The following is a 24,550-nucleotide window of genomic DNA, read 5'->3' on the forward strand; positions in this document are numbered from 1 at the left end:
CGGGCTGGCCGGACGCGGGCTGCGCGCCGGCCAGCCCCATGCGGGCGTCGGGGTTGATCAACGAGTTGGCTGACGAATCCATGCGTCGGGGTTCTCCGGGGGATGCCTTGGCGTTCTGCCGTGATGCCGCGCCGGGGTTCGGCGGGCGGACGGACAGAGACTTTCACCCTTGAAATTATCCGCGGCGCGGCGCGCGCCGATTGCTTGAATAGAGCCGGGTTTCCCCCCTAGTTTCGGGACTTTCCCGGAGGGGGCGCTGCTATTCTTTCATCCACGCCGGTACGTCCGATGACAGTCCGGTGGTTCATTCAACGGAGAAAACATGACGATGCCCGTGAACGCGCTTTCGTCGGCGCTGCAACAGATGCAGGCGATGGCGGCGCAAGCGGCCGGCGAAGCGAGCCCGGCGGCGCAACAGTCCGGCGCGGCGACGCCCGCCAGTTTCGCGGCGGCGCTCAAAGCCTCGCTCGCCAAGATCAGCAGCGACCAGCAGAGCGCGATCGGCGAATCGCAGGCGTTCGAACTCGGCTCGCCGAACGTGTCGTTGAACGACGTGATGGTCGACATGCAGAAGGCCAACGTCGGCTTCCAGTTCGGTCTGCAAGTGCGCAACAAGCTGGTCGCCGCCTACAACGACATCGCGCAGATGTCGATCTGAACGGGGCCGCCAGGTCCCGCGCGAAGACCCCGGCAAGGAAGGCCGGCGCGAGCGCCGGCCGGTTCGGCATGCGTGCCTGCCGGGCGTCTTTCCACGTGTCCGGATCCTCCTTACATTGGTCTAAAGCTTTGCCGTCGCGTATCCGATAACCAGGGTACAGGTCACACCGGCGCGGCGACGCGCGGCACGGCCATGCCACGACTTAACCGCATCAATCAGTATCAGAGGAGGAGCGCCGATGTTTTCCCCGGGTCACGCTGGAGCCAACGCGTATGCGCGCGTCGGGGTCGAGACGGCCGTGACGGGCGCGAGTCCGCACCGTCTCATCGTGTTGTTGTACCAGGGCGCGAGGCAGGCGATCGCGCAGGCCCGCATGCATTTCCAGCAGGGCAATGTGGCCGGGCGAGGGATGGCGATCAGCAAGGCGATCCGGATCGTCGAAAGCGGGTTGCAGCAGTCGCTCAACCTCGAGGCGGGCGGCGAAATCGCGGGGCGGCTGAACGCGCTGTACAGCTATATGACGCGCCGGCTGCTCGAAGCCAATATCCAGCAAAGCGAAGCGATGCTGGTGGAAATCGACGGCCTGCTCGCGACGCTCGAAGAGGCATGGATCGGGATTGCCCCGGAGGTCGCGCGGATGGCAGCCCAGCCAGCCGCGGAAAGCCTGAGATGACATCGAACGCAGAATATTTTGCCCGCTACGAGGCGATCGCAGCGCTGTCCTGCCGCATGCTGACGGCGGCCCGGCGCGCGTTGTGGACCGATCTGGTCCACTTGCAGGAAGAATACCGGCAACTGGTCGAAGCGCTCAAGGAAGCGGACGACGGCGTCAGGCTCGACGAGGCCGAGCGGCTGCGCAAGTACGCGCTGATTCGCCAGATTCTCGCCGACGACGCCGCGATCCGCGACCTCGCGAATCCGCGCATGGCGAATCTGTCGGCGCTGTTCGCCGGGCGGCCGTCGCGCGTGCTCAAGGAACTGTACGGAGCGCGCTGAATGCGGGCTTCGGCGAGTTCCAGCGGGCCGCGCGCCTAACCGATCAGAGCACTCAGAGCGTTGAGCGCACCGTCGCCAATGCGACCAAGGAACCGGCATGAACGGAATCGACACGGCCCTCGCTTCGGTGCTTTCGAGCCGGGTCGACAGCCTGCCCGGCATCGCGCCGGGCAGCGCGAGCACGGCGCAGACCGGGGCGGCCGGCGTCGCTGGCGCGCCGGCTTCCGCGACTCCCGGCGCGACGCCCGCGCCGCAGGCGTCCGCGCAAACCGCGCTGTCGGCGGTCGCGCTGACGCTCGACGCGATCGCGCGCTCGGGCGGCGAAGCAACGCCCGCCGTGCTCGGCCAGGCGCCGATCTGGGCGGCCGCGCCGGCGCTCGACATCGCCGTGGCGGGCTCGCCGCTGGCCGATGCGGCTTCCACTACCAACGCCAACCCCGCCGCGAACGCAAGCGCGACGGCCGCCGCCGCCAGCGTGGCGGCCGCCGAGGTGCCGGTCGCGGCGCTCGCGGCCGCGCTCGAACAGACGGTCAGCGATAGCGGCCTGTTCTACGAGGCGCATCTCGCCGCGTGGCTGGTCGGCCAGCGCTCGCCGGCCACGCTGGCGGGCGAGGCACAGAACCGGCTGGTCGCGGCCTCGCAATTGCCGCTCGACTGGACTGACGCGGATGGCGACGCGGCCGCGCCGCGCGCCTGGCCGGGCGCGGCGGGTGGCGCGTCCGACGGCATGGCCGGCGCCGTGCCGCGCGGCATGCCAGGCGGCGCGGCGAGTGGAGCCCAGGGGGGAGCACAAGCCGGCACGCCGAACGCCGCGTCCGACAACAACCCCGCGCACGCGATGCCATCGATCCTGACCGCGCAAGCCGCGCGTCTGGCCGCGGGCGAGGTGCTGGCGAGTTCGCTGTCCGACCTCGCCGACCAGCCCGCGCACGCCGGGCTGCATGGCGGAGCGTCGCAAACGGCGGATACCGGTTCGCCGCAGAACGCGCAATCGATGGCGGCGGCCGTTCATCCGGCAACGGTGCCGCTCGTGCGGCAGCAACTCGATATGCTCGCGACCGGCCAGTTTCGCTGGACCGGCGAAGCGTGGCCCGGCGCGCGGCTCGACTGGACCATCGAACAGGACGGTGACGAATGGGACCGCGGCGGCGGCGGTCTCGCGAGCGAGGACGGCCAGCCGTGGCGCACACGCCTGACGCTGTCGCTGCCGACGCTCGGCACCGTCGACGCCGAACTGACGTTGACCGGCATGCAGCTCACCGCGCGCGTGCAGGCGAGTCCGCACGGCGCAGCGCGGCTCGCGATGCAGGGCGACAGCTTCCGTCAGCGGCTCGCGGCGGCGGGCATCGAGTTGCGGGGGCTGACGATTCGCGAGATTGGCGGCGGCACGCCGGCCGTGGGGGCGGGTGCGGCGGGAGGGCAAGCAGCGGCGTCAGCGTATGCGCGCTCGGCTGCATCGGCGGCTTCGGGGCGCTCCGCGGCCTACGGTTCGACGAGCGCGCGCGGCACGCCGGGCGCATCGCGCGACGACTTCGACTGGGACATCTGATGAGCCGCACCCATCGCCGCAGCGCGGCTGCGCTCGTCTACGACACCCAGAGCGGCGAAGCGGCGCCGCGCGTCGTCGCGAAAGGGTATGGGCTGCTCGCCGAGATGATCGTGCAGCGCGCGAAGGAAGCGGGTCTTTATGTGCACGAGGCACCGGAGATGGTGTCGCTGCTGATGCAGGTCGATCTCGATGCGCGGATTCCGCCGCAGCTTTATCAGGCCGTCGCGGAGTTGCTTGCGTGGCTGCATCGGTTGGAGAGCGGTGCTGATGTTGAAACGGCACATGAGGTGGGGAGTAGTGCTGCGCAGGATGTGGTTGATGTTGTTGCTATTGACGTTGGGGGTGGTGGGGGGGCTGCGCCCCGTGGTGCCTAGTGTTTGTGGTGCCGATGTGCGGGGTGATATCTGTTTTTTTTCGTTGTTCTTGGGGTGTTGGCCTTTCCTTGTATTCATGTCGGTCTGTTGGCGTTGCCCCTGTGCGGGGCGGCACCTACTTTCTTTGCAGCAGTGTATGGACCGGAGACATGGGTAACAGGTGTGCGGAGACATGGGTAACACTCTGGGCGAGTGATTCGCCTGGAGCCGTTCATGCCCTGGAACCCGGGAGACACCATGAACCTGCGTCTGGAATTCGTTCATCTGGCTTTGCAGGACGGCGCCAACCGGCGTGAACTGTGCCGACGCTTCGGCATCAGTCCGAAGACCGGCTACAAGTGGCTTGCCCGTCACGCACGGGACGACGGCGCCACCGCACTGGCGGACCGCTCGCGCCGACCCCTGCAGAGCCCGGCGCGCACGACACCCTCAGTCGGGCAGCAGGTGGTGGAACTGCGCCAGGCGCATCCGGCCTGGGGCGGGCGCAAGATCAGCCGGCGCCTGCGCGATCAGGGTCACACGCACGTGCCCGCCCCCAGCACCGTGACGGATATCCTGCATCGCCACAGCCTGATCGACGAGGCGGCGTCCGCGGCCGCCACGCCATGGCAGCGCTTCGAGCATGCCCAGCCCAACGAACTCTGGCAGATGGATTTCAAGGGCTGGTTCGACCTGCGGGACGGACGACGCTGTTCGCCACTGACCGTGCTCGACGACCATTCGCGCTACAACCTGACACTCGATGCCTGCGGCTGCACCGACAGCCGGACCGTGCAGCACCATCTGGAGCGTACGTTTCGCCGCTACGGCTTGCCGCTACGCATCAACGCGGACAATGGCTCGCCGTGGGGCAGCCCCAGCCAGCCGGGGCAGCTGACCGGGCTGGCCATCTGGCTGATCCGGCTGGGTATCCGGCTTTCCCACAGCCGCGTGGCCCATCCGCAGACCAACGGCAAGGAGGAGCGGTTTCACCGCACCCTGAAGGCAGAGGTGATCAACGGGCGTTACTTCAGCGATCTGCCCAGCGCGCAACGCGCGTTCGATGCCTGGCGCACGGTCTATAACCATCAACGCCCGCATCAGGCACTGGGCATGGCGACGCCTGTGACACGCTACCGGCCCAGTCCGCGTGCCTACCCCGAGATCCTGCCGCCGGTCGAATATGGTGAGAACGACGTGGTGCAGCGCGTGCGATGGAACGGAGAGCTACGCTTCAGGGCGCGACGGTTCAAGGTATCGAGCGCCCTGCATGACCTGCCGGTCGCCATCCGCGAGCGGGCGGGCCAGGAGAACTGCTACGACCTGTTTTTTGCGCATCATCATTTCGGAACCATCAACCTGGATCAACCCGGATGAGCGGATCATGTGTTACCCATGTCTCCGCACACCTGTTACCCATGTCTCCGGTCCATACACTGCTGCAAAGAAAGTAGGTGCCGCCCCGCACAGGGGCAACGCCAACAGACCGACATGAACACAAGGAAAGGCCAACACCCCACGAACAACGACAAAACCAAACCCCACCCACAAAACTCAAAAACCAGAGATAACCCTCAATAACCCTTCTTTTCGACCCATCGCGGCGCAGCCAAATCAACAACAATCACCCTAACCCATACTCAAGCCAGCACAGCAAACCTCATGGCATCCACCACCGCACCTCAGCAAGCCGCGCCCGCCTCACCGGGCCCCTTGAAGCGCATCATCCTGATCGCCGTCATTGCGCTCATCGCCGCGGCCGCGGCCGGCGCGGGCGTGTGGTTCTTCATGTCCAGGCACGCGCCAGTCGCCTCATCCACCGAAGCCGCGCCAGCCGCGCCCACCGTGCCGCTCTTCTTCCCGCTCGAATCGATGACCGTCAACCTGCAATCGGACGACGGCCAGCAGCATTTCCTGCGCATCGGCCTCACGCTCAAGCTCGGCGACGCCACCACCCAGCAGGCGCTCACCGATCACATGCCGGAAGTGCGAAGCCGCATCCTGCTCGCGCTGTCGAACAAGCATCCGGAAGAACTCGCGCCGCTCGAAGGCAAGCGCGCGCTCGCCGAGGAGCTGAAGACGCTGATCGCCGAACCGACCGACCGGGGCGCCGCGCCGCTGCGCGTGCAGGACGTGCTGTTCACCGAGTTCGTCGTGCAGTGACGTGACGTTGTCTAGCGCTGCCATCATCAACCGCCAAGGGACGCACGAGGAATAAGCAATGGGCCACGAAGAGTTCATGTCCCAGGAGGAGGTCGATGCCCTTCTGAAGGGCGTCACCGGCGAATCCGACACCGAAACCGAGCAGACCGACCGCACGGGCGTGCGTCCGTACAACATCGCGACGCAGGAACGGATCGTCCGTGGCCGCATGCCGGGCCTCGAAATCATCAACGACCGCTTCGCGCGCCTGTTGCGCGTCGGCATTTTCAACTTCATGCGGCGCTCGGCGGAAATTTCCGTCGGTCCGGTGAAGGTGCAGAAGTACAGCGAATTCACGCGCAACCTGCCGATCCCGACCAACCTGAACCTGGTCCACGTGAAGCCGCTGCGCGGCACGTCGCTGTTCGTGTTCGATCCGAACCTCGTGTTCTTCGTCGTCGACAACCTGTTCGGCGGCGACGGCCGCTTCCATACGCGCGTCGAAGGGCGCGATTTCACGCAGACCGAGCAGCGCATCATCATGAAACTGCTCAATCTGACGTTCGAGCATTACACGGCGTCGTGGAAGAGCGTGCGCCCGCTGCAGTTCGAATACGTGCGCTCGGAAATGCACACGCAGTTCGCCAACGTCGCGACGCCGAACGAAATCGTCATCGTCACGCAGTTCTCGATCGAATTCGGCTCGACGGGCGGCACGCTGCATATCTGCATGCCGTATTCGATGATCGAGCCGATCCGCGACGTGCTCTCCTCGCCGATCCAGGGCGAGGCGATGGACGTCGACCGCCGCTGGGTGCGCGTGCTGTCGCAGCAGGTACAGGCGGCCGAAGTGCAACTGACCGCCGACCTCGCGCAGGTGCCGGTCACGTTCGAACAGATCCTGAACATGCGCAAAGGCGATGTTCTGCCGATCAACATCCCCGAGCACATCACCGCGAAAGTCGACGGCGTGCCGGTGATGGAATGCGGCTACGGAATTTTCAATGGTCAGTACGCGTTGCGGGTCCAGAAGATGATCAGCGCAGCCGACACGATGAAGGAAGGTGGTGGATATGAGTGACCTGAACGCAAATCCCGAGGCCGAACTGGCGGCCGCCGAGCAACTGGCCGCCGGCGCACCCGGCAGCGGAGAAGACGACGCGATGGCCGACTGGGCGAGCGCGCTCGCCGAACAGAACGGCAACGCCGAAATCAACCCGGCCGCGGGCGGTGTGTTCCAGCCGCTGTCGAAGGTCGAGCCGACCTCGACGCACAACGACATCGACATGATCCTGGACATTCCGGTCCAGATGACGGTCGAGCTCGGCCGCACCAAGATCGCGATCCGCAACCTGCTGCAGCTCGCGCAGGGCTCGGTCGTCGAACTCGACGGCCTCGCCGGCGAGCCGATGGACGTGCTCGTCAACGGCTGCCTGATCGCGCAGGGCGAAGTGGTCGTCGTGAACGACAAGTTCGGCATTCGCCTGACCGACATCATCACGCCGTCCGAACGCATCCGGAAGCTCAATCGATGAGACGCGTCGCCGTTCGCGACGTGCCGGTGGCGTCGCGCAATGTCCCGTTGCGGGCCGCGTTGGCACTGGCCACCGCGGCGGTGCTTTATGCACCGGCCGCCGCGCGCGCCGCCGACATCAACGCGGTCAACAACGCCGCGAAGATCGCCTCCGGCGTCGGCGCGGGCAGCGCGGTGCCGGCGCTCGGCGTCGGCGCGGTATTGCAGACCTTCGTCGGGCTCGCGGTCGTGATCGGCCTCGTGTTCGGCTGCGCGTGGCTCGCGCGGCGCTTCGGCCTGCAGCCGGGCCAGCGCGGCGGGCTCGTCAGGACGGTCGGCGGCGCGTCGCTCGGCGGCAAGGAGCGTGTCGCGGTCGTCGAGATCGGCGATACGTGGCTCGTGCTCGGCGCGGCGCCCGGCAACGTGCGTCTGCTTCATACGATGCCGGCGGGTTCCGTCGCGGCCGCCGCCACCGGTTCGCAGGCGCCGCTTCCCGGCACTTTTGGTCAACGCTTTCGCGACGCCATGAAGGGCGAAGTGGGCAAACGTTTCAACGCGCGCGGCGGCGGGGAGCGGTAATGCAGGTCAGTTTCATGCAATCGGATCTTCAGGCCGTACGCGCGGCACGTGCCGGGCGCGACGTACGCGGCGACACACGCGGCACCGCCGCCGCGCGACTCGTCGCGATGCTGCGCCGCGCGGCGCCGTTGCTTGCGCTGGCGCTGCCGGCCCTGCTGTTCGCGCTGCCGACGCGCGCGTTCGCGCAAACCGCCGGCCTGCCGGCCTTTACGACGAGCCCCGGCCCGAACGGCGGCACGACCTACTCGCTGAGCGTGCAGACGATGCTGCTGCTCACGATGCTGTCGTTCCTGCCCGCGATGGTGCTGATGATGACGAGCTTCACGCGCATCGTGATCGTGCTGTCGCTGCTGCGCCAGGCGCTCGGCACGACCACCACGCCGCCGAACCAGGTGCTCGTCGGGCTCGCGCTGTTTCTCACGCTGTTCGTGATGTCGCCGGTGCTCGACAAGGCGTATAACGAAGGCTACAAGCCGTTCTCCGAGGGCACGCTGCCGATGGACCAGGCGCTCGCGCGCGGCGTCGCGCCGTTCAAGACCTTCATGCTGCGGCAGACCCGCGAAAGCGATCTCGCGCTGTTCGCGCGCATCTCGCACGCGGCGCCGATGCAGGGTCCCGAAGACGTACCGCTGTCGCTGCTCGTGCCCGCGTTCGTGACGAGCGAGCTGAAGACCGGCTTCACGATCGGCTTCACGATCTTCATTCCGTTCCTGATCATCGACATGGTGGTCGCGAGCGTGCTGATGTCGATGGGGATGATGATGGTATCGCCCGCGACGATTTCGCTGCCGTTCAAGCTGATGCTGTTCGTGCTCGTCGACGGCTGGCAGTTGCTGCTCGGCTCGCTCGCGCAAAGTTTCGTCTGAGCGGCGCCGCGTTGCTGTTCGCCCGTTTGTTCGTTTTCTTCAGGCACTCACGATGACACCCGAAGCAGTCATGACGCTGGCCCACGAGGCCATGTACATCGGTCTCATGCTGGCCGCCCCCCTGCTGCTCGTCGCGCTCGCCGTCGGCCTGCTCGTGAGCCTGTTCCAGGCGGCCACGCAGATCAACGAAAACACGCTGTCGTTCATTCCGAAGCTGCTCGCGATCGCCGCGACGATGGTGATCGCCGGGCCGTGGATGCTGACGACGATGCTCGACTATCTGCGCCACACGTTGAGCGCGATTCCGACGCTCGTGAACTGAGCGCGCCGACGCGCTTCGGTTCCCGCCACGCCAGGCCTGAACGCCGCCCCCTCTGCCCGCCATGTTCTCGGTCACCTACGCGCAACTGAACCTCTGGCTGACCGCGTTCCTGTGGCCGTTCGCGCGCATCGCCGCGCTGATCGCCACCGCGCCCGTGTTCGGCAACGTGGCGCTGCCCTCGCGCGTGAAGATCGGCCTCGCCGCGTTCACGACGATCATCGTCGCGCCGACCATCGGCGCGCTGCCGCAGGTCACCGTGTTCTCCGCGGACGGCGTGTGGATTCTCGTCAACCAGTTCCTGATCGGCATCGGGCTCGGCGTAACGATGCAGATCGTCTTCCAGGCAATCGACGCGACCGGTGAATTCATCGGCCTCGGCATGGGCCTCGGTTTCGCGACCTTCTTCGATGCGCAGGCGACCGGCTCGGGCGTCGTGATCTCGCGCTACATGACGACGATCGCGACACTCGTGTTTCTCGCCGTCGACGGGCATCTGCAGATGATCGCCGCGCTCGTGACGACGTTCCAGTCGGTGCCGGTGTCGGCCAACCTGCTCGCGCCGCAGGGCTGGCAGACGCTCGCCGGCTGGGGCGGCTCGATCTTCTCGGCGGGGCTGCTGCTCGCGCTGCCGGTGGTCGTCGCGCTGCTGATCGCGAACCTCGCGCTCGGCATTCTCAACCGCGCGGCGCCGCAGATCGGCGTGTTCCAGATCGGCTTTCCGCTGACGATGCTGGTCGGCCTGCTGCTCGTGCAACTGATGCTGCCGAACATGATCCCGTTCTTCGCGCGGCTCTTCGATAGCGGCCTGGACGAGATGGGGCGGTTCGCGGCGGCGCTCAGGTAACGATCGTTCGCCGGATCAGTTGTTGATGTACTGGAACAGCGACATGTTCTGGATCTGCACGAACGCCTGCTGCGAAGCCTGCAACGCTGCCTGCGTCAGCGTGTACTTGCTGATCGCCGAGACCATGTCCGTCGAGGTCAGATCCTCGAGGTTGCTCTGCGTCTGCAACGAGTTGGTCGACGTGACCGTTTGCACCGCCTGCACTTCCTGTTCGCGGCCACCCACCGACGCCTGCACCGCCGTCACGTTGTTCAGCGTGTTGGCGAGTTGCGAGAGCCCCGTGTTCATCGCGTTCTGCAATGTCGCGGCCGCCGCCGCGTTGCCGCTCACCGGCTGCTGGAGCGCGGCGATCATCGCGTTCAGGTTCGCGAACACATCGGTGCCCGCCTGGTTGGCCGGTTGCACCGTGAACGTGTCGTTGGCGGCCGGGGTGCCGCTGATCGCGACGCTCTGGCCGCCCAGCGTGATGTTCGAGCCCTCGGTATAGGCCTGCGGCGTGCCCACGGTGCCCGTCGTCGTGTCGGTGATCGTATAGGTGAGCGAGGAGCCGCTGCCGCTGAACTGGATCTGGTACGAATCCGCGTTCGCCGCGTTGGTCGGATCGTTGACCGTCACCGCGCCGATCACGCCCGTGCCGGTGTTGGCCGGATTGCCGGCCGCGATCGGCTCGGCATTGGTCGCGCCGACGCTCATGAACACCGACATGCCGTTGTCGCCGGTCGCGACCTGGTTGCTGTCGGTGATCTGCACGGCGCGCGAGCCGGTATCGCCCGAATAGACGACGTTGCCGGCCGCGTCGGTGGTGAACGGCTGGGTCGAATTCTGGAATCCGGCGAAGAGCGCGTTGCCGGAGCCGTCGGTCGCGTTCGCGTAGGTCAGCAGTTGATCGCGCAAGGTCGTCAACTGCGCGGCGATCGCCGCGCGGTTGGTGTCGTTCAGCACGCCGCTGCCGACGCTCAGGCCCAGCGTGTTCGCGCTTTGCAGCGTCGTGACCACGCTCGAGAGCGTCGAGTCCTCGGCCTGCAGCGACGCCAGCGCCGAGTTCTGGTTCGTCGTGTATTGCGACAGCGCGGTCGCCGTCGAGCTGAGCTGCACCGCCTGGGCCGCGCCGAGCGGATTGTCGGCGGGAGTGCTCAGGCTCGAGCCGCTCGAGATTTCCTGATAGATCTGCGACAACTGAGCCTGCTGGTTGCTCATTGTCTCGACGTTCATGCTGAAGTACTGCGCGCTGGAAATACGCATGATTCGACGCCTTACGAGAAGATGCCAAGCAATGTCTGGAACAGGGTCTGCGCGGTCTGGATCACCTTGCTGTTCGCCTGGTAGAGCTGCTGGTACTGAAGCAGATTGGCTGCTTCCTCATTGATGTTGACGCCCGACACCGACTGCTGCGCGGTCGTGATCTGCGTGACGAGCGTGCTTTGCGCGGTCGCGGAGGTCTGGATCTGCGTGGTCTGGTTGCCGATCTGGTTCACGTAGCTCGCGTAAGCGCCCGTCAGCGTCGACGTGCCGCCCGACATCACCTTCGCGGTGGTCAGGTTCGACAGCAACTGCGCGTTGCGGCCGTCGTTGCTCGCGCCGGTGTTGGGCCCGATCGAGAACGAGTCGCCGTCCGACGGCGCGCCGCTGATCGTCACCGTCACGTTGTTCATGTTGGCACCGGTGGTCGGCTGCGCCGGATCGGCCGGGCTGGTGATCGTCAGCGTCGCGCCCGAGCCGGCCGAGTACGGCACGGCGTCCGTCGACGAGTTGATCGTGTACGAGGTCGGCGGCGTGCCCGCCACCGTCACCACCGAATTCGGCGGGAAACCGGTGAGGCCGGTGCCGGCGGTATAGGTGATCGTCGACGCGGTGGTCGGCGCGGTGTAGCCGGCCGATACCGTGCCCTGCGTGATCGTCGCGCTGCCGGTGTTCGACGACGAAGCCGATGCGAGCACCGGCGCCGCGGCCGCGATCGCCGAGGCCGACGTGGTGGTCAGCGCGAAGTTGTTCAGCGCGCCGCGCGTCGGCTCGATCGAGAACGAGTCGCCCGCCTTCATCGTGCCGGTGGCCGAGAACTGCAGGCCGCCGATCGGCTGGCTCAGATCCGACGCGGAGCCGACGATGCCGCCGGTCTCGTTGTCGGTCAGCGTATAGGTGCTGCCGTCGTACGACAGCGTGTAGTCGCTGGTGGTCGGCTGGGTCGCGTCGGCGAACGACACGCCGAGCGTCGCGTTGCCGGTGTTCCGCGAGTTCGCGTACACGGCCGGCGAGCCGACGGTAAACAGCGCGCCGCCCGCGGTGCCGTTCAGCGTGATGCCGAGTTCGTTCTGCGCGTTCACCTGCGCGGCGAAGCTCGTCGCGATCGCGCCGAGTTGCGCCTCGGCCGGATCGAGCGTCTGCGAGCGGAATTGCAGCAAGCCGCCGAGCGTGCCACCGGAGACATCCGTGTCGGACAGCGTCTGCGGGGTCGGCGTCGCCTTCGCGCCGGCCTGGCCGAGATACTGCACCGACAGCTCGCTCGGATCGCTCGACGACGTCGCCGTGCCGAGATTGAAGCTGTTGCCGGACAGCACGAGCGGCTGGCCGTTCGACATGAACACGCTGTAGCTGCCGTTGTCCTGCACGACCGACACGCCGATCAGTTGCGACAGGTTCGACACCGCTTCGTCGCGTTCGTCGAGCAACTGGTTCGGCGGCTGGCCCTGGCCGCTCGCCTGCGTGATCTGCGAGTTCAGCGACGCGATCTGCGCGGTGTAGGTGTTGATCTGCGTGACCGCGTCGCTCAGTTGCGTGTTGACGCTCGCGCGCATCGAGTCGTATTGCTGGCCCGCCGCGTTGATCTGGTTCGCGAGCGTCTGCGCGTCGCTGATCGCGGTCTGCCGCGTCGCGATGCTCGACGCGCCGTTCGCCACGTTCTGCAAACCGGTGAAAAAGCCGGTGATGGCGCTCGCGATCCCCGAGGTCGGGCTGCCGACCAGGTTGTTCAGCTGCGAGATCATCGTGCTGTACGTCGAGAGCGCGCTGCTGGCCGACTGCGCGTTGTTCAGCTCGGTCGTCAGGTACTGGCTGTACTGGCGCTGCACGGTCACCGTGGAGACGCCCATCGGCAGATAGCCGGAGCCGGTGTAGCTGCCGCCCGTCTCCGCATAGACGGGGGTCTCGATCGAATAGCCGGGTGTCGACGCGTTGCTGATGTTTTCACCAGTCGTCGTCAAACCCCATTGGGCCGCGTTGAGTCCGCTAAGGCCGATAGTCAAGAGATTGCTGGACATGCGTCATCCTGAAGGGCGGCATCTCCGGCACGCCGCCGCGTTACTGGAACATCCTCTTTAACGGCCCGCCGTGCGAAAAATTGAGGGCCACGCCACTACGTTTGCGGCTGTCACGGGCGCGAGTGCAACGTTTGCCGTCGTCCGCATGCCCGACGTGTTTTTCGTGTGCTCCTGCGTGCTCCGCGCGCATGCCGCCGCGCGGCGCGTCGTCGCCTAGCGCGCGAGCTGGCGGCGCTTCATTTCGAGCTGGGTGATCACCCGCTGCAGCGTGTTTTCCGCGCTGCCCGGCAGCGCGAGAAAGCGGAAGCCGAGCTGATAGCGCTGCGTGCCGTTCGGCAGCGCGATCGCGCGATGCGACACGAGCTGCAGATCGAGCGACAGCCGCCCGAACGAACCGAGCGCGAACTGGCAGTCCATCAGCCGCGCGCCCATCGGCAGTTCGGCGACGCGCTCGTCGGTCGTGTGCAGGCCGAGGCCGCCCAGCGACAGGTCGTGCACCTCGAAGCGGAACGTATCGCCCGCGGGAAGGCGCCCGGTGCAGACATACGGGTCGAGGATCGGCGTGGCGACGCGGAAGTATTCGCGGCGCTGCACGTAGAACAGCACGTCGGGGAAATCGGCCTCGAATGCGGGCAGTCCCTCGAAGCGGGTCTCGCGCGGCATCGCGGTCGAGAAATCGACGCGCACGCCGTCCGGCGACGCGTGAAACTGGCAGCGCGGCGCCGCCAGCAAACCCTGGTTCTGCTCGGAGAGCGCGCCCCAATCGAAAGTGAAGGTGCGCTCGCGCACGTCGACGTCGAGCAGACGCGTGACGAGCTGCCCACCTGCATATTCGACGGTGAGGAAGTCGCCGCGATTGACGAGATTGCGCAGTTGCACGCCGATTTCCAGCGGATTGCGACGGCCAAAATCGGGAACGCTTTCGTGGTCCGCGACGTGCGACGGGCCGTGTGTGTCGGTCTGGCCGTTCGACTGGTTCATATCCATGAGCTTGCCGGTATGCATGTTCTTGCGGGCACGTGCCGGGCTTGGCCGGGACTTTGCTTTCGCGGTCTGCCGCGAAGCCGTGGCACGCGCGTTCGAGCGGAAAAATTACAGTTTCTTCCGGGATCGGGTCTAACTCGTTAGCGGCAGTATCCCGCCAAAATTTAGGGTTTTCTATTAAATATTTGCCGCGAGCGCGCCGCAAACGTTAAACACAATCCAGCCCTTTTTCCCGAATCCGCGCGCCGGCTTGTTTTTACGTGTAGTGGGCAAAATCGGTTTTTAAACCGTCCGCCCAGCGCGCGCTTTTTAATCAGCCCATTTTCTGCATGATCGACATCAGCTTTTTCGCGTAATGCGGGTCGGTCGCATAACCGGCGCGCTGCATGCCGTTCGCAAAACCGTTCACGTCGCGCGACGAATTGATCACCTGCGCGTAACGCGGGTTGTTCTTCAGCAGGCTCGCGTAGTCGCTCATCGCTTCCTCGTACGAGTCGTACGCGCGGAATTTCTCGACCGAACGGTGCGGTTTGCCGTTCACGTATTCGGTCGTGACCGTCGACACGGTCTTGCCGGTCCAGTCGCTGCCCGCCTTGATGCCGAACACGTTGTGGCTCGTCGAGCCGTCGGCCTTCCTGATCTCGCTCTTGCCCCAGCCCGATTCGAGCGCGGCCTGGCCGATGATGAAGCGTGCCGGAATGCCGGTCGCGGCGCTTGCGGCCTGCGCCGGCGCGGCGAGCTTGTCGACGAACGCATCGACCTTCGGCGAGCTGCCGTCGCCGCGCAACGGCGGCGTGAATGCGCTGTTGGCCGAGTAAGGCCGGCCGCGCGCGAGCTGGCCGTTCGCCTGCGCGTTGCCGTAGGCGCGCGCGAGCGCGTTGAGCGCCGCGCTCTGGCCTTCGTCGCCGCCGCTGCCGCCGAGCGCGTTCGCCATGCCGGCCAGCCCGCCCGCGCCGTTGGCGCCGCCGCCCACCTGCATGCCCTGATTGCGCATCAGTTGCTTGAGCATGGCGTCGGCAACGCCGATGCCCTTCTTCGACAACTGCTGCGACAACTGCTGATCCATCATCGACGTGAAGGTCGCGCTGTCGTGCGAATCGAACGGGCCGTCCTGCGGCGTCGCATCGCGCATGCTCTTCAACATCATCTGCGTGAAGACGGCGTCGAACTGCTGCGCGGCCATCTTCATGCCGGCTTGCGGCGACGCCTTCGCCTGCGCGCTCAATGCGCCGAAGCCTTGCACGTCGAGCGCGAAGCGGTCGGTCAGATCGTTCGCGGAGTTGGCGGTGTTGGTCATGTTCGAATTCATCCGGTCCTTAGATGATTTCCAGATCGGCGCGCAACGCGCCCGCCGCCTTCATGGCCTGCAGGATCGACATCAGATCCGCGGGCGTCGCGCCGAGGGCGTTGAGCGCCTTCACTACTTCGGCGAGGTTCGCGCCGGCGTTCACCAATTTCAGCGCGCCGTTGTCCTGCTTCATCTGGATCTGCGACTGCTGCGCGACCACGGTGCGGCCGTTCGAGAACGCGCCGGGCTGGCTCACCACCGGCTGCGTGTTGATCACCACCGACAGGTTCCCATGCGCGACCGCGCAGTTCTGCAGCGTGACCATCTGGTTCATCACGATCGAGCCGGTGCGCGCGTTCAGGATCACCTTCGCGGCCGCCTGCGCGGGCCGCACGTCGAGGTTCTGCAGTTGCGCCATGAACTGGACCTGCTGCGCCGGATCGGCCGGCGCGCGCAACTGGATCGTGCGGCCGTCGAGCGCGGTCGCGGTGCCGCTGCCGAACGCGTTGTCGATCGCCGCGACGACGCGCTGCGTGGTGTCGTAGTCCATGTCGTTCAGGTCGAGCTGCATCGTGCCCGCCTGCGACACCGTGGTCTGCACCGTGCGCTCGACGATCGCGCCGCCCGCGATGCGGCCCGCGGCCAACTGGTTGACCTGCACCTTGCTGCCGTTGGCGCTCGCGCCCGCGCCGCCGACCGCGATGTTGCCCTGGCCGAGCGCGTACACCTGGCCGTCGGCGCCCTTGAGCGGCGTGAGCAGCAGCGTGCCGCCGCGCAGGCTTTTCGCGTTGCCGAGCGACGACACGGTGACGTCGATCTGCTCGCCGGTTCGCGCGAACGGCGGCAGCACCGCCGTCACCATCACCGCGGCGACGTTCTTCAACTGGATGTTCGACAGCGACGACTGCTGGTTGCTCGAGCCCGCCGCCTGGTTGTTGATCGAGATGCCGAGGTTCGCCAGCATGTTGGCGAGCGTCTGCGTCGTGAACGGCGTCTGCGTGGTCTGGTCGCCGGTGCCGTCGAGGCCGACCACGAGGCCGTAGCCGATCAGCGGGTTGTCGCGCACGCCCTGGATCTGCGCGAGGTCCTTCAGGCGCTCGGCATGCGCGGGTGTCGCCGACAGCGCCGCGCAGGCGAGCGCGACCGACGAGGTCAATGCGGCGAACGCGCGGCCCGTGCGGGCAAGGGCTTTGAAGACGGTACCCATGATCACCACGGCGCCACGTTGAGGAAGAACCGCTGGAGCCAGCCCATGTTCTGCGCTTCGTCTATATAGCCCTTGGCCGAGTACTCGATTTTCGCGTCGGCGACCTGGGTCGAGTAGACGGCGTTCAGGCTCGAGATCGTGTTCGGATTCACGACGCCCGAAAAGCGCACGAACTCGTTGCCCTGATTGATCAGCATCTGCTTCTGGCCGCTCACGACGAGGTTGCCGTTCGCCTGCACGGCCGTCACCGTGACGGTGATCGTGCCGTTGAAGGTATTCGACGCGTTCGCGCCGCCGGTGCCGGAAAACACGTTCGCACCGTTCGCGCTCAGGTTGGTCTTGCCGAACAGTCCGCCGAGAAAGCCCGCGGTCGGCACGTCGAAGTTCGTGGTGCCGTTGCGGCCCGCATTGGCGCCCGACGACTTGGTCGCGTTGATGTTCTCGGCAATCACGATCGTGATGATGTCGCCGACGTTGCGCGGCCGCTGGTCTTCGAACAGCGGCCGGCCCGCGAAGCCCGGGTTGTAGATCGAGCCCGGCGCCTGCGCCTGCGGCGGAACCGGCGGCAGCGCGGTCATCGGCTGCTGCGTGATCGGTTCCTTCGGCACGAGGCCGCAACCGCCGAGGGCCGCGAGCAACGCGAGCTGCACGAGAGCCTCGGCCGTGCGCGAATGAACCGGAGTGCGAGTGGAGTGCGACATCATCGATTACCGTCTTTGATTCCGGGTCCTCAAACCTGCATCTGGCTCAAGGTCTGCAGCATCTGGTCGGAAGTGGTCACGGCCTTGCTGTTGATTTCGTACGCGCGCTGGGTCTGGATCATGTTCACCAGCTCCTGCACGACGTTCACGTTCGATGCTTCCACATAGCCCTGATTGAGCGAGCCCGCGCCATTCAGGCCCGGCTGCGATACGTTCGGCGCGCCCGACGACGCGGTCTCCGAGAACAGGTTTTCGCCCTTCGCATCCAGCCCGGCCGGGTTGATGAAGGTCGCGATCTGCATCGAGCCGAGCTGCTGGCTGTTGGTCGAACCGGCGACGGTGATCGACACGACGCCGTCGCTGCCGATCGTCAGCGAGGTCGCGTTGGTCGGGATCGTGATCGCCGGGATCACCTGGTAGCCGCTCGATGTGACGAGCTGGCCCTGCGCGTTGGTCTGGAACGAGCCGTCGCGCGTGTAGGCGGTGGTGCCGTCGGGCATCTGCACCTGGAAGAAGCCCGCGCCGTTGATCGCGACGTCCTTCGAGTTGCCGGTCTGCTGCAGGTTGCCCTGCGTGTAGAGGCGTTCGGTCGCGACCTGCTGCACGCCGGTGCCGAGCTGGATGCCCGACGGCAGCTCGGTTTGCTGCGTCGAGTTCGCGCCCGGCTGGCGGATCGTCTGGTACAGCAGATCCTCGAACACCGCGCGCGAGCCCTTGAAGCCATTGGTGCTGACGTTCGCGAGGTTGTTCGAGATCACGTCCATCTGCGCCTGTTGCGCATTCATGCCGGTAGCGGCGATGTAGAGCGAGCGATTCATAATTCTTCTCCTGTGGCGGCGCTTACTGCCGTCCCATTAGCTGAAGCTGAGCAGCTGGTTGGCGGACTGATCGTTCTTGTCGGCGTTTTCCAGCATCTGCGTCTGCATCTGGAACTGGCGCGCGTTGGTGATCATCGAGACCATCGCGCTGACCGGATTCACGTTGCTGCCTTCCAGCGACGCGGGCGCGAGCGTGACGGCCGGATCGGCGTCGGCGGGGTTGCCGTCGGCGGTGCGAAACAGGCCGTCGTCGCCGCGCGTAAGCGTCTGCGGATCGGGGTTCACGAGCTTCAACTGGTCGACGGTGACGACCGCGGTCGGCGGATCGCCCGGCGTCAGCGCCGACACCGTGCCGTCCTTGCCGATCGTGATCTCCGCGCCCGGCGGCACCGACACCGGACCGCCGTTGCCGAGCACCACCTGGTTGGTGGCGTTCACGAGCTGGCCGTTTTCGTCGACGTGCAGATTGCCCGCGCGCGTATAGGCCTCGTTGCCGTCGGCGGTCTGCACCGACAGCCAGCCCGGCCCCTGGATCGCGACGTCGAGCGGGTTGCCTGTCTGCTGGATCGGCCCCGGCGTGTAGTCCGCGCCGGGCGTCGACGACAGCACGAAGGTGCGGGTCGTGTCGTCGTTGATCGAACTGCCGTCGCCGAACGACATCGGCACGGCACGGAAAGTCTCGAGCTGCGCGCGAAAGCCCGTGGTCGACGCGTTCGCGAGATTGTTCGCGACGATCGCCTGCTGCTCGAGCGCCTGGGCGCTGCCCGACATCGCGGTGTAGATCAGCCGATCCATGATGAGGTCCCGGTCGCTTACAGGTTGATCAGCGTCTGGTCGACGGTCTGCTGGGTCTTGATCGTCTGCGCGTTCGCCTGATAGTTGCGCTGCGCGGTGATCAGGTTGACCAGCTCGCTCGTCAAATCGACGTTCGAGTTCTCGACCGCGCCGCCTTGCAGCACGCCGTGATTGGTCGAGCCCGGCGTCGAGATCTGCGCGACGCCCGAGGCTGCCGTCTGGCCGTATTCGTTGTTGCCCAGGTCGACGAGGCCGTTCTGGTTCGCGAAATTCGCGAGCACGATCTGGCCGAGCGCCGCCGTCTGGCCGTTCGAGTAGTTGCCGGTCAGCGTGCCGTCGGTGCCGACCGTGAAGCTGGTCAACTGGCCTGCCGCGTAGCCGTCGGTCGAAAGGCTGTTCACGCCGTCCTTGCCGCCGTATTGCGTGGTGGCGCCGAGGTCGAGCGTGAGGCTCTGCGGCGTCGACGAGCCGTCGCTGGTCGGAATCGAGAAGGCGAACTGGCCGAGCGTCGTGGTCGCCGTGCCGCTCGCGTCGGTCGTGCTGACGAGCTTGCCCGACGAATCGAAGTTCGCCTGGCCGATCAGCGACGCAGTGCCGGTCGAGGTGCCCGCGTACACGTTCCACGTGCCGGCGGCCGTTTTCGCGAAATACATGTTGACCGTCTGCGAGCCGCCGAGCGTGTCGTAGGCGGTCGTGCTGGTCGAGTAGTTGTAAGTGGTCGAGCTGTTCTGGTTGAACGCGGTCGGATTGGGCGTGACCGTGTAGCTGTCGCCGCTCGCCGGCGCGCCGCTGAACGTGATGCTCTCGCCGTTGCCGAGCGTGATCGCGGTGCCCGCCGTGAAGGTCGCGGACGCCGAGGTCGTGCCGAGCGTGTTGTCCGTGACCGTGTAGGTGGTCGGGCTCGTGAAGTTGATCGTGTAGTTGTCGGTGTTGGTGCCGGCGGCGGCGTTCGTGATCGTCGCGCCGGTCGTGTTCAGCGTGCCGGTGTTGCCGGAGTCGGCCGTCACGACCGGCGCGCCGAGCATCAGGTTGTCCTGCGCATTGAGGTTCAGCCCCGCCGTGATCGTCGTGGTCGCCTGCGGCGCGATGTTCGCGGTCGGCACCTTCAACGGCACGGTTTGCGCGGTGTTGATCACGCCCGAGCTGTCGGCGCCGTAGCCCATCAGTTGCAGGCCCTGCGCGTTCGTGATGTAGCCGTTCTTGTCGAGCTGGAACACGCCGTTGCGCGAATAGGTCAGCGTGCCGTTGTTCGACATCTGGAAGAAGCCGTTGCCGTTGATCGCGACGTTCAGCGCCTGGTCGGTCGTCGTGATCGTGCCTTGCGAGAACTGCTGCTGCACTTCGGCGAGCTGCGTGCCGATGCCGATCTGCTGGTTCACCGCGGTCGCGATCGAATTCGCGTACATGTCGGCGAATTCGGCGGTGCCGCTCTTGAAGCCGACGGTGTTGGCGTTGGCGATGTTGTTGCCGATCACGTCGAGGTCGCTCGACGACGCCGACAGACCGCTCAAACCTTGTTGGTAACCCATGGCGTACTCCGTATCTGCAAAGTCGTAACTGAATTGATCGGATTGATCGGCTTAGAGGATCGCGGCGACGCTGGTCAGGTCGACCGTCGAACCGTTCGACAGCACGAGGCCGGCGGTGCCGCTCGTCTGCGTGACGACGCTTTGCACCGTCGCGCCGGTGAGCGTGGTGGCGGTCGCCTGCTGGCCGTTGATCGTGCCGGTCGCGGTGATCGTGTAGGTGCCGTCGGCGAGCGTGTTGCCCGCCGAGTCGGTCGGCGTCCAGCCGACCGGAATCGTGCCGGCCGACTGCTTGCCGAGATCGATCGTGTTGACGATCGTGCCGGCCGAGTTCTTGACGACGACCTGCAGGTCGCTCACGGCGTTGGCGAGCGTGACGCCGAACGCGCTCGCCTGGCCGTTCGACACCGTGACCGAGTTGCCGGGCGCGAGTACGGTCGAGCCGATCAGCAGCGCCGCCTGCGACTGCTGGCCGGCCGAGAGCTGCGTCGACAGCGAGCTGAGCGACGTGTTGAGCTGGCTGATGCCCTGCACCGTGCTGATCTGCGCGAGCTGCGAGGTCATCTGCGAGCTGTCCATCGGATTGGTCGGATCCTGGTTCTTCAACTGCGCGACCAGCAGTTGCAGGAAGGTGTTCTGCAGATCGGCGGCCGACGTGCCGCCCGTGCTGCTCGTCGAACCGGTCGCGCTCGTGCTGCTCGTCGTGCCGTTCATCGTGTCGAGCAGCGTTTGCGAAACGGTCGTGCCGTTGCTGCCGATCGTGGTGTTGGTGGTCAAGACGTTCTCCTCAGGTTCCGATCGTGAGCGTTTTCAGCATCAGCGCTTTGGCGGTGTTCAGCGTTTCGACGTTGGCCTGATACGAGCGCGAAGCCGAGATCATGTTGACCATTTCCTGCACCGGGTCGACGTTGGGCAGCGTCACGTAGCCGTCGGCGTCGGCGGCCGGGTTGCCGGGTTCGTACGCGGTCTTCATCGGCGACGGATCGTCGATCACGCCGGTGACCTGCACGCCGCCGACCTGCTGGCCGGAGCCCGAGCGCGCGCCGCCGAGCGGATTCACCGCGAACACGACCTGCTTGGCCTTGTACGGCTGGCCGTCCGGGCCGGTCGTGCTGTCCGCGTTGGCGAGGTTCGACGCCGTCACGTTGAGCCGCTGCGACTGCGCCGACATCGCGGAGCCCGCGACACCAAAAATATTCATCAGGGATGGCATGTTTCCTGACCTCTCCTGCCGGTTCGCACCGGCTTTACGTTAAGTCCCGTAGCGCTGCTGTTGTTGTCTGCTTGCGTGTTGCCTGCGTGTTGCTTGTGTATTGCCGAACTGCCCGCATCAACTGCCCGACGTGATCGCCGCGAGCATTGTCTTGATCTGGTTCGACACCACCGTCATGCCCGATTCGAAGTGCAGCGTGTTGTCGGCGAACTGCACCCGCTCGGTGTCGAGGTCGACCGTGTTGCCGTCGAGCGCGGGCTGCTGCGGAATCCGGTATTGCAGGTTGCCGTAGTCGTCGGGGCTGCCGCCCGTCGCCTCGAGCGTGCTCTTGCCGCTCATGTGGCCGGGTTCGGTCGCCGTCATCGACATGCCGCCCGTCACGCCGGCCGGCTGCGTCATCGCGAGCGTCGAGCCGTTCGACGCGCCCTCGCCCGCGCTGGCGCCGCCCGTCTTCTTCAGCGCGCCGGCGAGCGACGACGCGAAGTCGATGTCGCGCGCCTTGTATCCAGGGGTGTCGGCATTGGCGATATTCGACGACAGCAGCTCCTGCCGGTACGCGCGCACATCCATCGCCTGCCGGCCGAACGCGAATTCGGCATCGAGTTTGTCCAGCATAGAAATCTCCCGAGAACGTTCCCGAAGCCTTTCCATGCATACGCCGCGCACTGGGCACGGCCGGCGGAAAGACCTTTTTGCATGAGGTGCATCTTATGGGCCGGACGCAAGCTGCAATCGGACGAATAACCGGGAAAGGGGGCTTCTATTCAACGCTTGCGCGAAAAGGGGGCTCACTAGAATGCAAGGCGTACCGATGCATTCGATGGAGAACCGCGATGGACCAGCCCACTTCCGCCTTGCCGCGGCGCGCGAACCGCGCGGCGGGATATCGCGCGGGTGTGGAGTCGGGCGCGCCCCACGCCACGCCGTGTTCCCCGCCGCGCTTTTTCCTGCACTACCTGACACGCTGCCTCGGGCGGCTCATCGTGCACATCGCGCTGTGGGTCGCGGGCGGCATCGTGCTGCTGCCGGCGACGACCCAGGCGCAGGACACGGGGGGCGGCCCGATCGTGATCCCGGGGCCGGGCGAAAAGAACCCCGCCGCGCTGAACGATCTCGTGCAACAGATCCAGACGCCGGCGCAACGCACGGCATCGGCTGCGTCGCTCACTGCCGCGACCGCGCAGTCGCTCGGCCGCGCGCCGGCACAACGCGAGAACGATCCGTTCGCGCGCGCCGCGAACGCGAACGGCGCGATCGTCATTCCGGGCGCGGGCGAATCCGCGGGCGCCGCGCCGGCGATGATCCGCACCAGTCTGAAACCGGACGCCAACGGCGTCGTGACCATTCCCGCGCCGGCCAATGCGGGAGCGTTGGGTGTCGCGCGCGTCAATGTCGAAGCGCGCGCGGTCGTCCCGGTCGTCGTGACGCCAGCCGTGAATGATGCAAGCGGCGCGGGCGGCATGGCCACGCGCCCGGTCGCCGCGAACGCGCCGCAAGGCAGCGGTTTCGACAGCCTCGCGTCGCGCGGCGAACCGCCTGAATTCGGCGCCAACGGCAAGCCGATCGCCACCGCGCAGCGGACCAGCACGACGCTCGCGAGAACGCCGGCAACGTTGCGCCAGCCGGCACCCGCCATCGCGCAAAAAGCACCGCAGGCCAGCGCGGCGACGCCAGCACCGCCCGCGCCGCTGCCCGGTCAGCAGGACCCGGAAGCGATCCACGCCGCGGCGCTCGCGTTCCTTCAGCAGCAGGCCGTCGGCCTGCCCGGCAAGATCGACATCACCGTCGCGCCCGCATTCCCGCGCGGCCTCGCCGCATGCGCGTCGCTCGAGCCGTTCATGCCGACCGGCGCGCGCCTGTGGGGCCGCATGACGGTCGGCGTGCGCTGCGCGGGCGAGCGGCCCTGGACGATCTATCTGCAGGCGCGCGTCAGCCTGCACGCGACCTACTACCTCGCCGCCCGCGCGATGGCGCCCGGCGAAGTGCTCACCGCCGCCGACCTCGTCGCGCGCGACGGTGATCTGACCGGCCTGCCGCAGGCGATCGTCACCGACCCGTCGCAGGCGGTCGGCTCGGTGTCGCTCGTGCGGATCGCAGGCGGCATGCCGTTGCGCCGCGACATGCTGAAAAGCGCGTCGGCGGTAGCGATCGGCCAGACCGTGCGGGTCGTGGCGGCCGGCGACGGTTTCTCGATTTCGGCCGAGGGCAGCGCGATGAACAATGCGTCGCCGGGCCAGCAGGTGCGGGTGAAGACCGCGAACGGCCAGATCATCTCCGGCATCGTCAAAGACGGCGCCACGGTGGAGATCCAGATGTGAACGGGTTCGTCGCGATAAAGCGTGCGCGCGGAGCATGGGCATCCGCTGAAGCGAAGGCGGCACCGGCCGTGCTCGCGGCGAGTGCGGCGCAAGTAGCATCGAAGGGGTCGGATAGCCCGACGAGGCCCGGTATGGAATGGAGCGATTGCGCTAAAGTTTTGATCGGCGGTTGCCGTTATCAGGATCAAATCGTTCAGGAAGCCAATCGTGAAAGTCGATTCCACCACCTCTTCGAGTCTGCCGACGTTGAAAGACGGCTTGTCCCGTTCGCAGCAGAGCGACGCCGCGCCGGCAGCGGGCGCCACGCAGGGCGCGAGCACGTCCGCGCCGGCCACGGCGGGCAGCGGCTCGGGCGACACAAGCGTGAGCCTGTCGGGGCTGTCGCAGCATCTGCGCAGCCTCGCGGCATCCGGCTCGGCCGATATCGATACGGCGCACGTCGAGTCGATCAGGCAGGCCATCAAGGACGGCACGCTGCAGATGGACTCCGGCAAGATCGCCGACGGCGTGCTGCAGACGGCACGCGAGCTGTTGCAGAACAAGACCTCGTCGAGCGGCAACTGATCGGTACCTCGAAGTGCGGTGACGTGCCGGGCGGCGTTCGACCAACCCGGCTCGCGCGTC

The 24,550-nt window shown here is 66.5% G+C and carries 27 protein-coding genes; 15 read left to right on the forward strand and 12 right to left on the reverse strand.

The annotated features are described in order from the left end of the window. Positions 1 to 322: 322 nt before the first annotated feature. The 13 genes from fliE to fliR all read left to right on the forward strand — a co-directional run bounded on the left by fliE (position 323) and on the right by fliR (position 9,822). On the forward strand, positions 323 to 658 hold the full coding sequence (fliE, locus tag QM685_RS00005) for a flagellar hook-basal body complex protein FliE (protein WP_415111803.1): 336 nt from the start codon (positions 323 to 325) through the stop codon (positions 656 to 658). A 238-nt stretch (positions 659 to 896) separates the two neighbouring features. Continuing rightward, a complete protein-coding gene (gene fliS, locus QM685_RS00010) occupies positions 897 to 1,331 on the forward strand; it encodes a flagellar export chaperone FliS (RefSeq protein WP_415111804.1) in 435 nt (144 codons plus the stop codon). Then, on the forward strand, positions 1,328 to 1,654 hold the full coding sequence (locus tag QM685_RS00015) for a flagellar protein FliT (RefSeq protein ID WP_415111805.1): 327 nt from the start codon (positions 1,328 to 1,330) through the stop codon (positions 1,652 to 1,654). The genes fliS and QM685_RS00015 overlap by 4 nt, the downstream gene beginning before the upstream one ends. Before the next feature lie 97 nt (positions 1,655 to 1,751). Then, on the forward strand, positions 1,752 to 3,203 hold the full coding sequence (locus QM685_RS00020; protein ID WP_415111806.1) for a flagellar hook-length control protein FliK: 1,452 nt from the start codon (positions 1,752 to 1,754) through the stop codon (positions 3,201 to 3,203). Next, complete coding sequence (locus QM685_RS00025; protein ID WP_415111807.1) at positions 3,203 to 3,577, forward strand: EscU/YscU/HrcU family type III secretion system export apparatus switch protein; 375 nt, start codon at positions 3,203 to 3,205, stop codon at positions 3,575 to 3,577. The genes QM685_RS00020 and QM685_RS00025 overlap by 1 nt, the downstream gene beginning before the upstream one ends. A gap of 213 nt (positions 3,578 to 3,790) precedes the next feature. After that, positions 3,791 to 4,933 carry an IS481 family transposase gene (locus QM685_RS00030; protein ID WP_415111808.1) on the forward strand — a complete coding sequence of 381 codons (1,143 nt, stop codon included), beginning with the start codon at positions 3,791 to 3,793 and terminating at the stop codon, positions 4,931 to 4,933. Positions 4,934 to 5,218: 285 nt separating this feature from the next. Next, positions 5,219 to 5,719: a flagellar basal body-associated protein FliL gene (fliL, locus tag QM685_RS00035; protein ID WP_415111809.1), complete on the forward strand. Its 501-nt coding sequence runs from the start codon at positions 5,219 to 5,221 to the stop codon at positions 5,717 to 5,719. 58 nt (positions 5,720 to 5,777) lie between these two features. Continuing rightward, entirely contained in the window at positions 5,778 to 6,779 is a 1,002-nt protein-coding gene (gene fliM, locus QM685_RS00040; protein WP_415111810.1) for a flagellar motor switch protein FliM, read from the forward strand. Then, complete coding sequence (gene fliN / locus QM685_RS00045; RefSeq protein ID WP_415111811.1) at positions 6,772 to 7,233, forward strand: flagellar motor switch protein FliN; 462 nt, start codon at positions 6,772 to 6,774, stop codon at positions 7,231 to 7,233. The genes fliM and fliN overlap by 8 nt, the downstream gene beginning before the upstream one ends. Then, positions 7,230 to 7,790: a flagellar biosynthetic protein FliO gene (gene fliO / locus QM685_RS00050; RefSeq protein WP_415111812.1), complete on the forward strand. Its 561-nt coding sequence runs from the start codon at positions 7,230 to 7,232 to the stop codon at positions 7,788 to 7,790. The genes fliN and fliO overlap by 4 nt, the downstream gene beginning before the upstream one ends. A 107-nt stretch (positions 7,791 to 7,897) precedes the next feature. Further along, positions 7,898 to 8,656 (forward strand): flagellar type III secretion system pore protein FliP, encoded by a 759-nt coding sequence (fliP, locus tag QM685_RS00055; protein WP_415112288.1) that lies wholly within the window; start codon positions 7,898 to 7,900, stop codon positions 8,654 to 8,656. A 52-nt stretch (positions 8,657 to 8,708) separates the two neighbouring features. Further along, complete coding sequence (fliQ, locus tag QM685_RS00060; RefSeq protein WP_415111813.1) at positions 8,709 to 8,978, forward strand: flagellar biosynthesis protein FliQ; 270 nt, start codon at positions 8,709 to 8,711, stop codon at positions 8,976 to 8,978. A 61-nt stretch (positions 8,979 to 9,039) separates the two neighbouring features. Beyond that, positions 9,040 to 9,822 carry a flagellar biosynthetic protein FliR gene (fliR, locus tag QM685_RS00065; RefSeq protein ID WP_415111814.1) on the forward strand — a complete coding sequence of 261 codons (783 nt, stop codon included), beginning with the start codon at positions 9,040 to 9,042 and terminating at the stop codon, positions 9,820 to 9,822. A gap of 15 nt (positions 9,823 to 9,837) precedes the next feature. On the opposite strand, the gene flgL is transcribed toward fliR, so the two are convergent. From flgL to QM685_RS00125, 12 genes are all read right to left on the reverse strand, one after another. Then, positions 9,838 to 11,064, reverse strand: coding sequence for a flagellar hook-associated protein FlgL (flgL, locus tag QM685_RS00070; protein ID WP_415111815.1), 1,227 nt, complete (start codon positions 11,062 to 11,064; stop codon positions 9,838 to 9,840). Between the two features lie 11 nt (positions 11,065 to 11,075). Continuing rightward, complete coding sequence (gene flgK, locus QM685_RS00075) at positions 11,076 to 13,076, reverse strand: flagellar hook-associated protein FlgK (RefSeq protein WP_415111816.1); 2,001 nt, start codon at positions 13,074 to 13,076, stop codon at positions 11,076 to 11,078. Between the two features lie 213 nt (positions 13,077 to 13,289). Then, the gene (locus QM685_RS00080) at positions 13,290 to 14,063 is read right to left on the reverse strand and encodes a flagellar brake protein (RefSeq protein WP_415111817.1); all 774 of its coding nucleotides are present in this window, start codon (positions 14,061 to 14,063) and stop codon (positions 13,290 to 13,292) included. 310 nt (positions 14,064 to 14,373) lie between these two features. Beyond that, entirely contained in the window at positions 14,374 to 15,369 is a 996-nt protein-coding gene (gene flgJ, locus QM685_RS00085; RefSeq protein ID WP_415111818.1) for a flagellar assembly peptidoglycan hydrolase FlgJ, read from the reverse strand. A 7-nt stretch (positions 15,370 to 15,376) separates the two neighbouring features. Next, positions 15,377 to 16,555: a flagellar basal body P-ring protein FlgI gene (locus QM685_RS00090; RefSeq protein WP_415111819.1), complete on the reverse strand. Its 1,179-nt coding sequence runs from the start codon at positions 16,553 to 16,555 to the stop codon at positions 15,377 to 15,379. A 2-nt stretch (positions 16,556 to 16,557) separates the two neighbouring features. Next, the gene (flgH, locus tag QM685_RS00095; RefSeq protein ID WP_415112290.1) at positions 16,558 to 17,256 is read right to left on the reverse strand and encodes a flagellar basal body L-ring protein FlgH; all 699 of its coding nucleotides are present in this window, start codon (positions 17,254 to 17,256) and stop codon (positions 16,558 to 16,560) included. A gap of 29 nt (positions 17,257 to 17,285) precedes the next feature. Then, positions 17,286 to 18,074, reverse strand: a complete 789-nt coding sequence (flgG, locus tag QM685_RS00100; RefSeq protein WP_415111820.1) for a flagellar basal-body rod protein FlgG — start codon at positions 18,072 to 18,074, stop codon at positions 17,286 to 17,288. Positions 18,075 to 18,110: 36 nt separating this feature from the next. Further along, positions 18,111 to 18,869, reverse strand: coding sequence for a flagellar basal-body rod protein FlgF (gene flgF, locus QM685_RS00105; protein ID WP_415111821.1), 759 nt, complete (start codon positions 18,867 to 18,869; stop codon positions 18,111 to 18,113). A gap of 17 nt (positions 18,870 to 18,886) precedes the next feature. Next, positions 18,887 to 20,398 (reverse strand): flagellar hook-basal body complex protein, encoded by a 1,512-nt coding sequence (locus tag QM685_RS00110; RefSeq protein WP_415111822.1) that lies wholly within the window; start codon positions 20,396 to 20,398, stop codon positions 18,887 to 18,889. Between the two features lie 51 nt (positions 20,399 to 20,449). Beyond that, positions 20,450 to 21,172: a flagellar hook assembly protein FlgD gene (locus QM685_RS00115; RefSeq protein ID WP_415111823.1), complete on the reverse strand. Its 723-nt coding sequence runs from the start codon at positions 21,170 to 21,172 to the stop codon at positions 20,450 to 20,452. 10 nt (positions 21,173 to 21,182) lie between these two features. After that, a complete protein-coding gene (gene flgC / locus QM685_RS00120) occupies positions 21,183 to 21,608 on the reverse strand; it encodes a flagellar basal body rod protein FlgC (protein ID WP_415111824.1) in 426 nt (141 codons plus the stop codon). A 117-nt stretch (positions 21,609 to 21,725) separates the two neighbouring features. Further along, entirely contained in the window at positions 21,726 to 22,223 is a 498-nt protein-coding gene (locus QM685_RS00125; RefSeq protein ID WP_415111825.1) for a flagellar basal body rod protein FlgB, read from the reverse strand. A gap of 218 nt (positions 22,224 to 22,441) precedes the next feature. Between QM685_RS00125 and flgA the strand changes: the two genes are divergently transcribed. Both flgA and flgM read left to right on the forward strand, forming a co-directional pair. Then, positions 22,442 to 23,926 carry a flagellar basal body P-ring formation chaperone FlgA gene (flgA, locus tag QM685_RS00130; protein WP_415111826.1) on the forward strand — a complete coding sequence of 495 codons (1,485 nt, stop codon included), beginning with the start codon at positions 22,442 to 22,444 and terminating at the stop codon, positions 23,924 to 23,926. A 207-nt stretch (positions 23,927 to 24,133) separates the two neighbouring features. After that, positions 24,134 to 24,490 carry a flagellar biosynthesis anti-sigma factor FlgM gene (flgM, locus tag QM685_RS00135; RefSeq protein ID WP_415111827.1) on the forward strand — a complete coding sequence of 119 codons (357 nt, stop codon included), beginning with the start codon at positions 24,134 to 24,136 and terminating at the stop codon, positions 24,488 to 24,490. Positions 24,491 to 24,550: the final 60 nt, after the last annotated feature.

This window comes from Paraburkholderia sp. (assembly GCF_047605525.1).
In the GTDB taxonomy this organism is placed as follows: Bacteria; Pseudomonadota; Gammaproteobacteria; order Burkholderiales; family Burkholderiaceae; genus Paraburkholderia.

Excerpts from the sequence above, each read along its gene's own strand:
- fliE (WP_415111803.1), top strand. The coding sequence starts at position 323 with ATGACGATGCCCGTGAACGCGCTTTCGTCGGCGCTGCAACAGATGCAG.
- fliS (WP_415111804.1), top strand. The coding sequence starts at position 897 with ATGTTTTCCCCGGGTCACGCTGGAGCCAACGCGTATGCGCGCGTCGGG.
- QM685_RS00015 (WP_415111805.1), top strand. The coding sequence starts at position 1,328 with ATGACATCGAACGCAGAATATTTTGCCCGCTACGAGGCGATCGCAGCG.
- QM685_RS00020 (WP_415111806.1), top strand. The coding sequence starts at position 1,752 with ATGAACGGAATCGACACGGCCCTCGCTTCGGTGCTTTCGAGCCGGGTC.
- QM685_RS00025 (WP_415111807.1), top strand. The coding sequence starts at position 3,203 with ATGAGCCGCACCCATCGCCGCAGCGCGGCTGCGCTCGTCTACGACACC.
- QM685_RS00030 (WP_415111808.1), top strand. The coding sequence starts at position 3,791 with ATGCCCTGGAACCCGGGAGACACCATGAACCTGCGTCTGGAATTCGTT.
- fliL (WP_415111809.1), top strand. The coding sequence starts at position 5,219 with ATGGCATCCACCACCGCACCTCAGCAAGCCGCGCCCGCCTCACCGGGC.
- fliM (WP_415111810.1), top strand. The coding sequence starts at position 5,778 with ATGGGCCACGAAGAGTTCATGTCCCAGGAGGAGGTCGATGCCCTTCTG.
- fliN (WP_415111811.1), top strand. The coding sequence starts at position 6,772 with ATGAGTGACCTGAACGCAAATCCCGAGGCCGAACTGGCGGCCGCCGAG.
- fliO (WP_415111812.1), top strand. The coding sequence starts at position 7,230 with ATGAGACGCGTCGCCGTTCGCGACGTGCCGGTGGCGTCGCGCAATGTC.
- fliP (WP_415112288.1), top strand. The coding sequence starts at position 7,898 with ATGCTGCGCCGCGCGGCGCCGTTGCTTGCGCTGGCGCTGCCGGCCCTG.
- fliQ (WP_415111813.1), top strand. The coding sequence starts at position 8,709 with ATGACACCCGAAGCAGTCATGACGCTGGCCCACGAGGCCATGTACATC.
- fliR (WP_415111814.1), top strand. The coding sequence starts at position 9,040 with ATGTTCTCGGTCACCTACGCGCAACTGAACCTCTGGCTGACCGCGTTC.
- flgL (WP_415111815.1), bottom strand. The coding sequence starts at position 11,064 with ATGCGTATTTCCAGCGCGCAGTACTTCAGCATGAACGTCGAGACAATG.
- flgK (WP_415111816.1), bottom strand. The coding sequence starts at position 13,076 with ATGTCCAGCAATCTCTTGACTATCGGCCTTAGCGGACTCAACGCGGCC.
- QM685_RS00080 (WP_415111817.1), bottom strand. The coding sequence starts at position 14,063 with ATGGATATGAACCAGTCGAACGGCCAGACCGACACACACGGCCCGTCG.
- flgJ (WP_415111818.1), bottom strand. The coding sequence starts at position 15,369 with ATGAATTCGAACATGACCAACACCGCCAACTCCGCGAACGATCTGACC.
- QM685_RS00090 (WP_415111819.1), bottom strand. The coding sequence starts at position 16,555 with ATGGGTACCGTCTTCAAAGCCCTTGCCCGCACGGGCCGCGCGTTCGCC.
- flgH (WP_415112290.1), bottom strand. The coding sequence starts at position 17,256 with ATGTCGCACTCCACTCGCACTCCGGTTCATTCGCGCACGGCCGAGGCT.
- flgG (WP_415111820.1), bottom strand. The coding sequence starts at position 18,074 with ATGAATCGCTCGCTCTACATCGCCGCTACCGGCATGAATGCGCAACAG.
- flgF (WP_415111821.1), bottom strand. The coding sequence starts at position 18,869 with ATGGATCGGCTGATCTACACCGCGATGTCGGGCAGCGCCCAGGCGCTC.
- QM685_RS00110 (WP_415111822.1), bottom strand. The coding sequence starts at position 20,398 with ATGGGTTACCAACAAGGTTTGAGCGGTCTGTCGGCGTCGTCGAGCGAC.
- flgC (WP_415111824.1), bottom strand. The coding sequence starts at position 21,608 with ATGCCATCCCTGATGAATATTTTTGGTGTCGCGGGCTCCGCGATGTCG.
- QM685_RS00125 (WP_415111825.1), bottom strand. The coding sequence starts at position 22,223 with ATGCTGGACAAACTCGATGCCGAATTCGCGTTCGGCCGGCAGGCGATG.
- flgA (WP_415111826.1), top strand. The coding sequence starts at position 22,442 with ATGGACCAGCCCACTTCCGCCTTGCCGCGGCGCGCGAACCGCGCGGCG.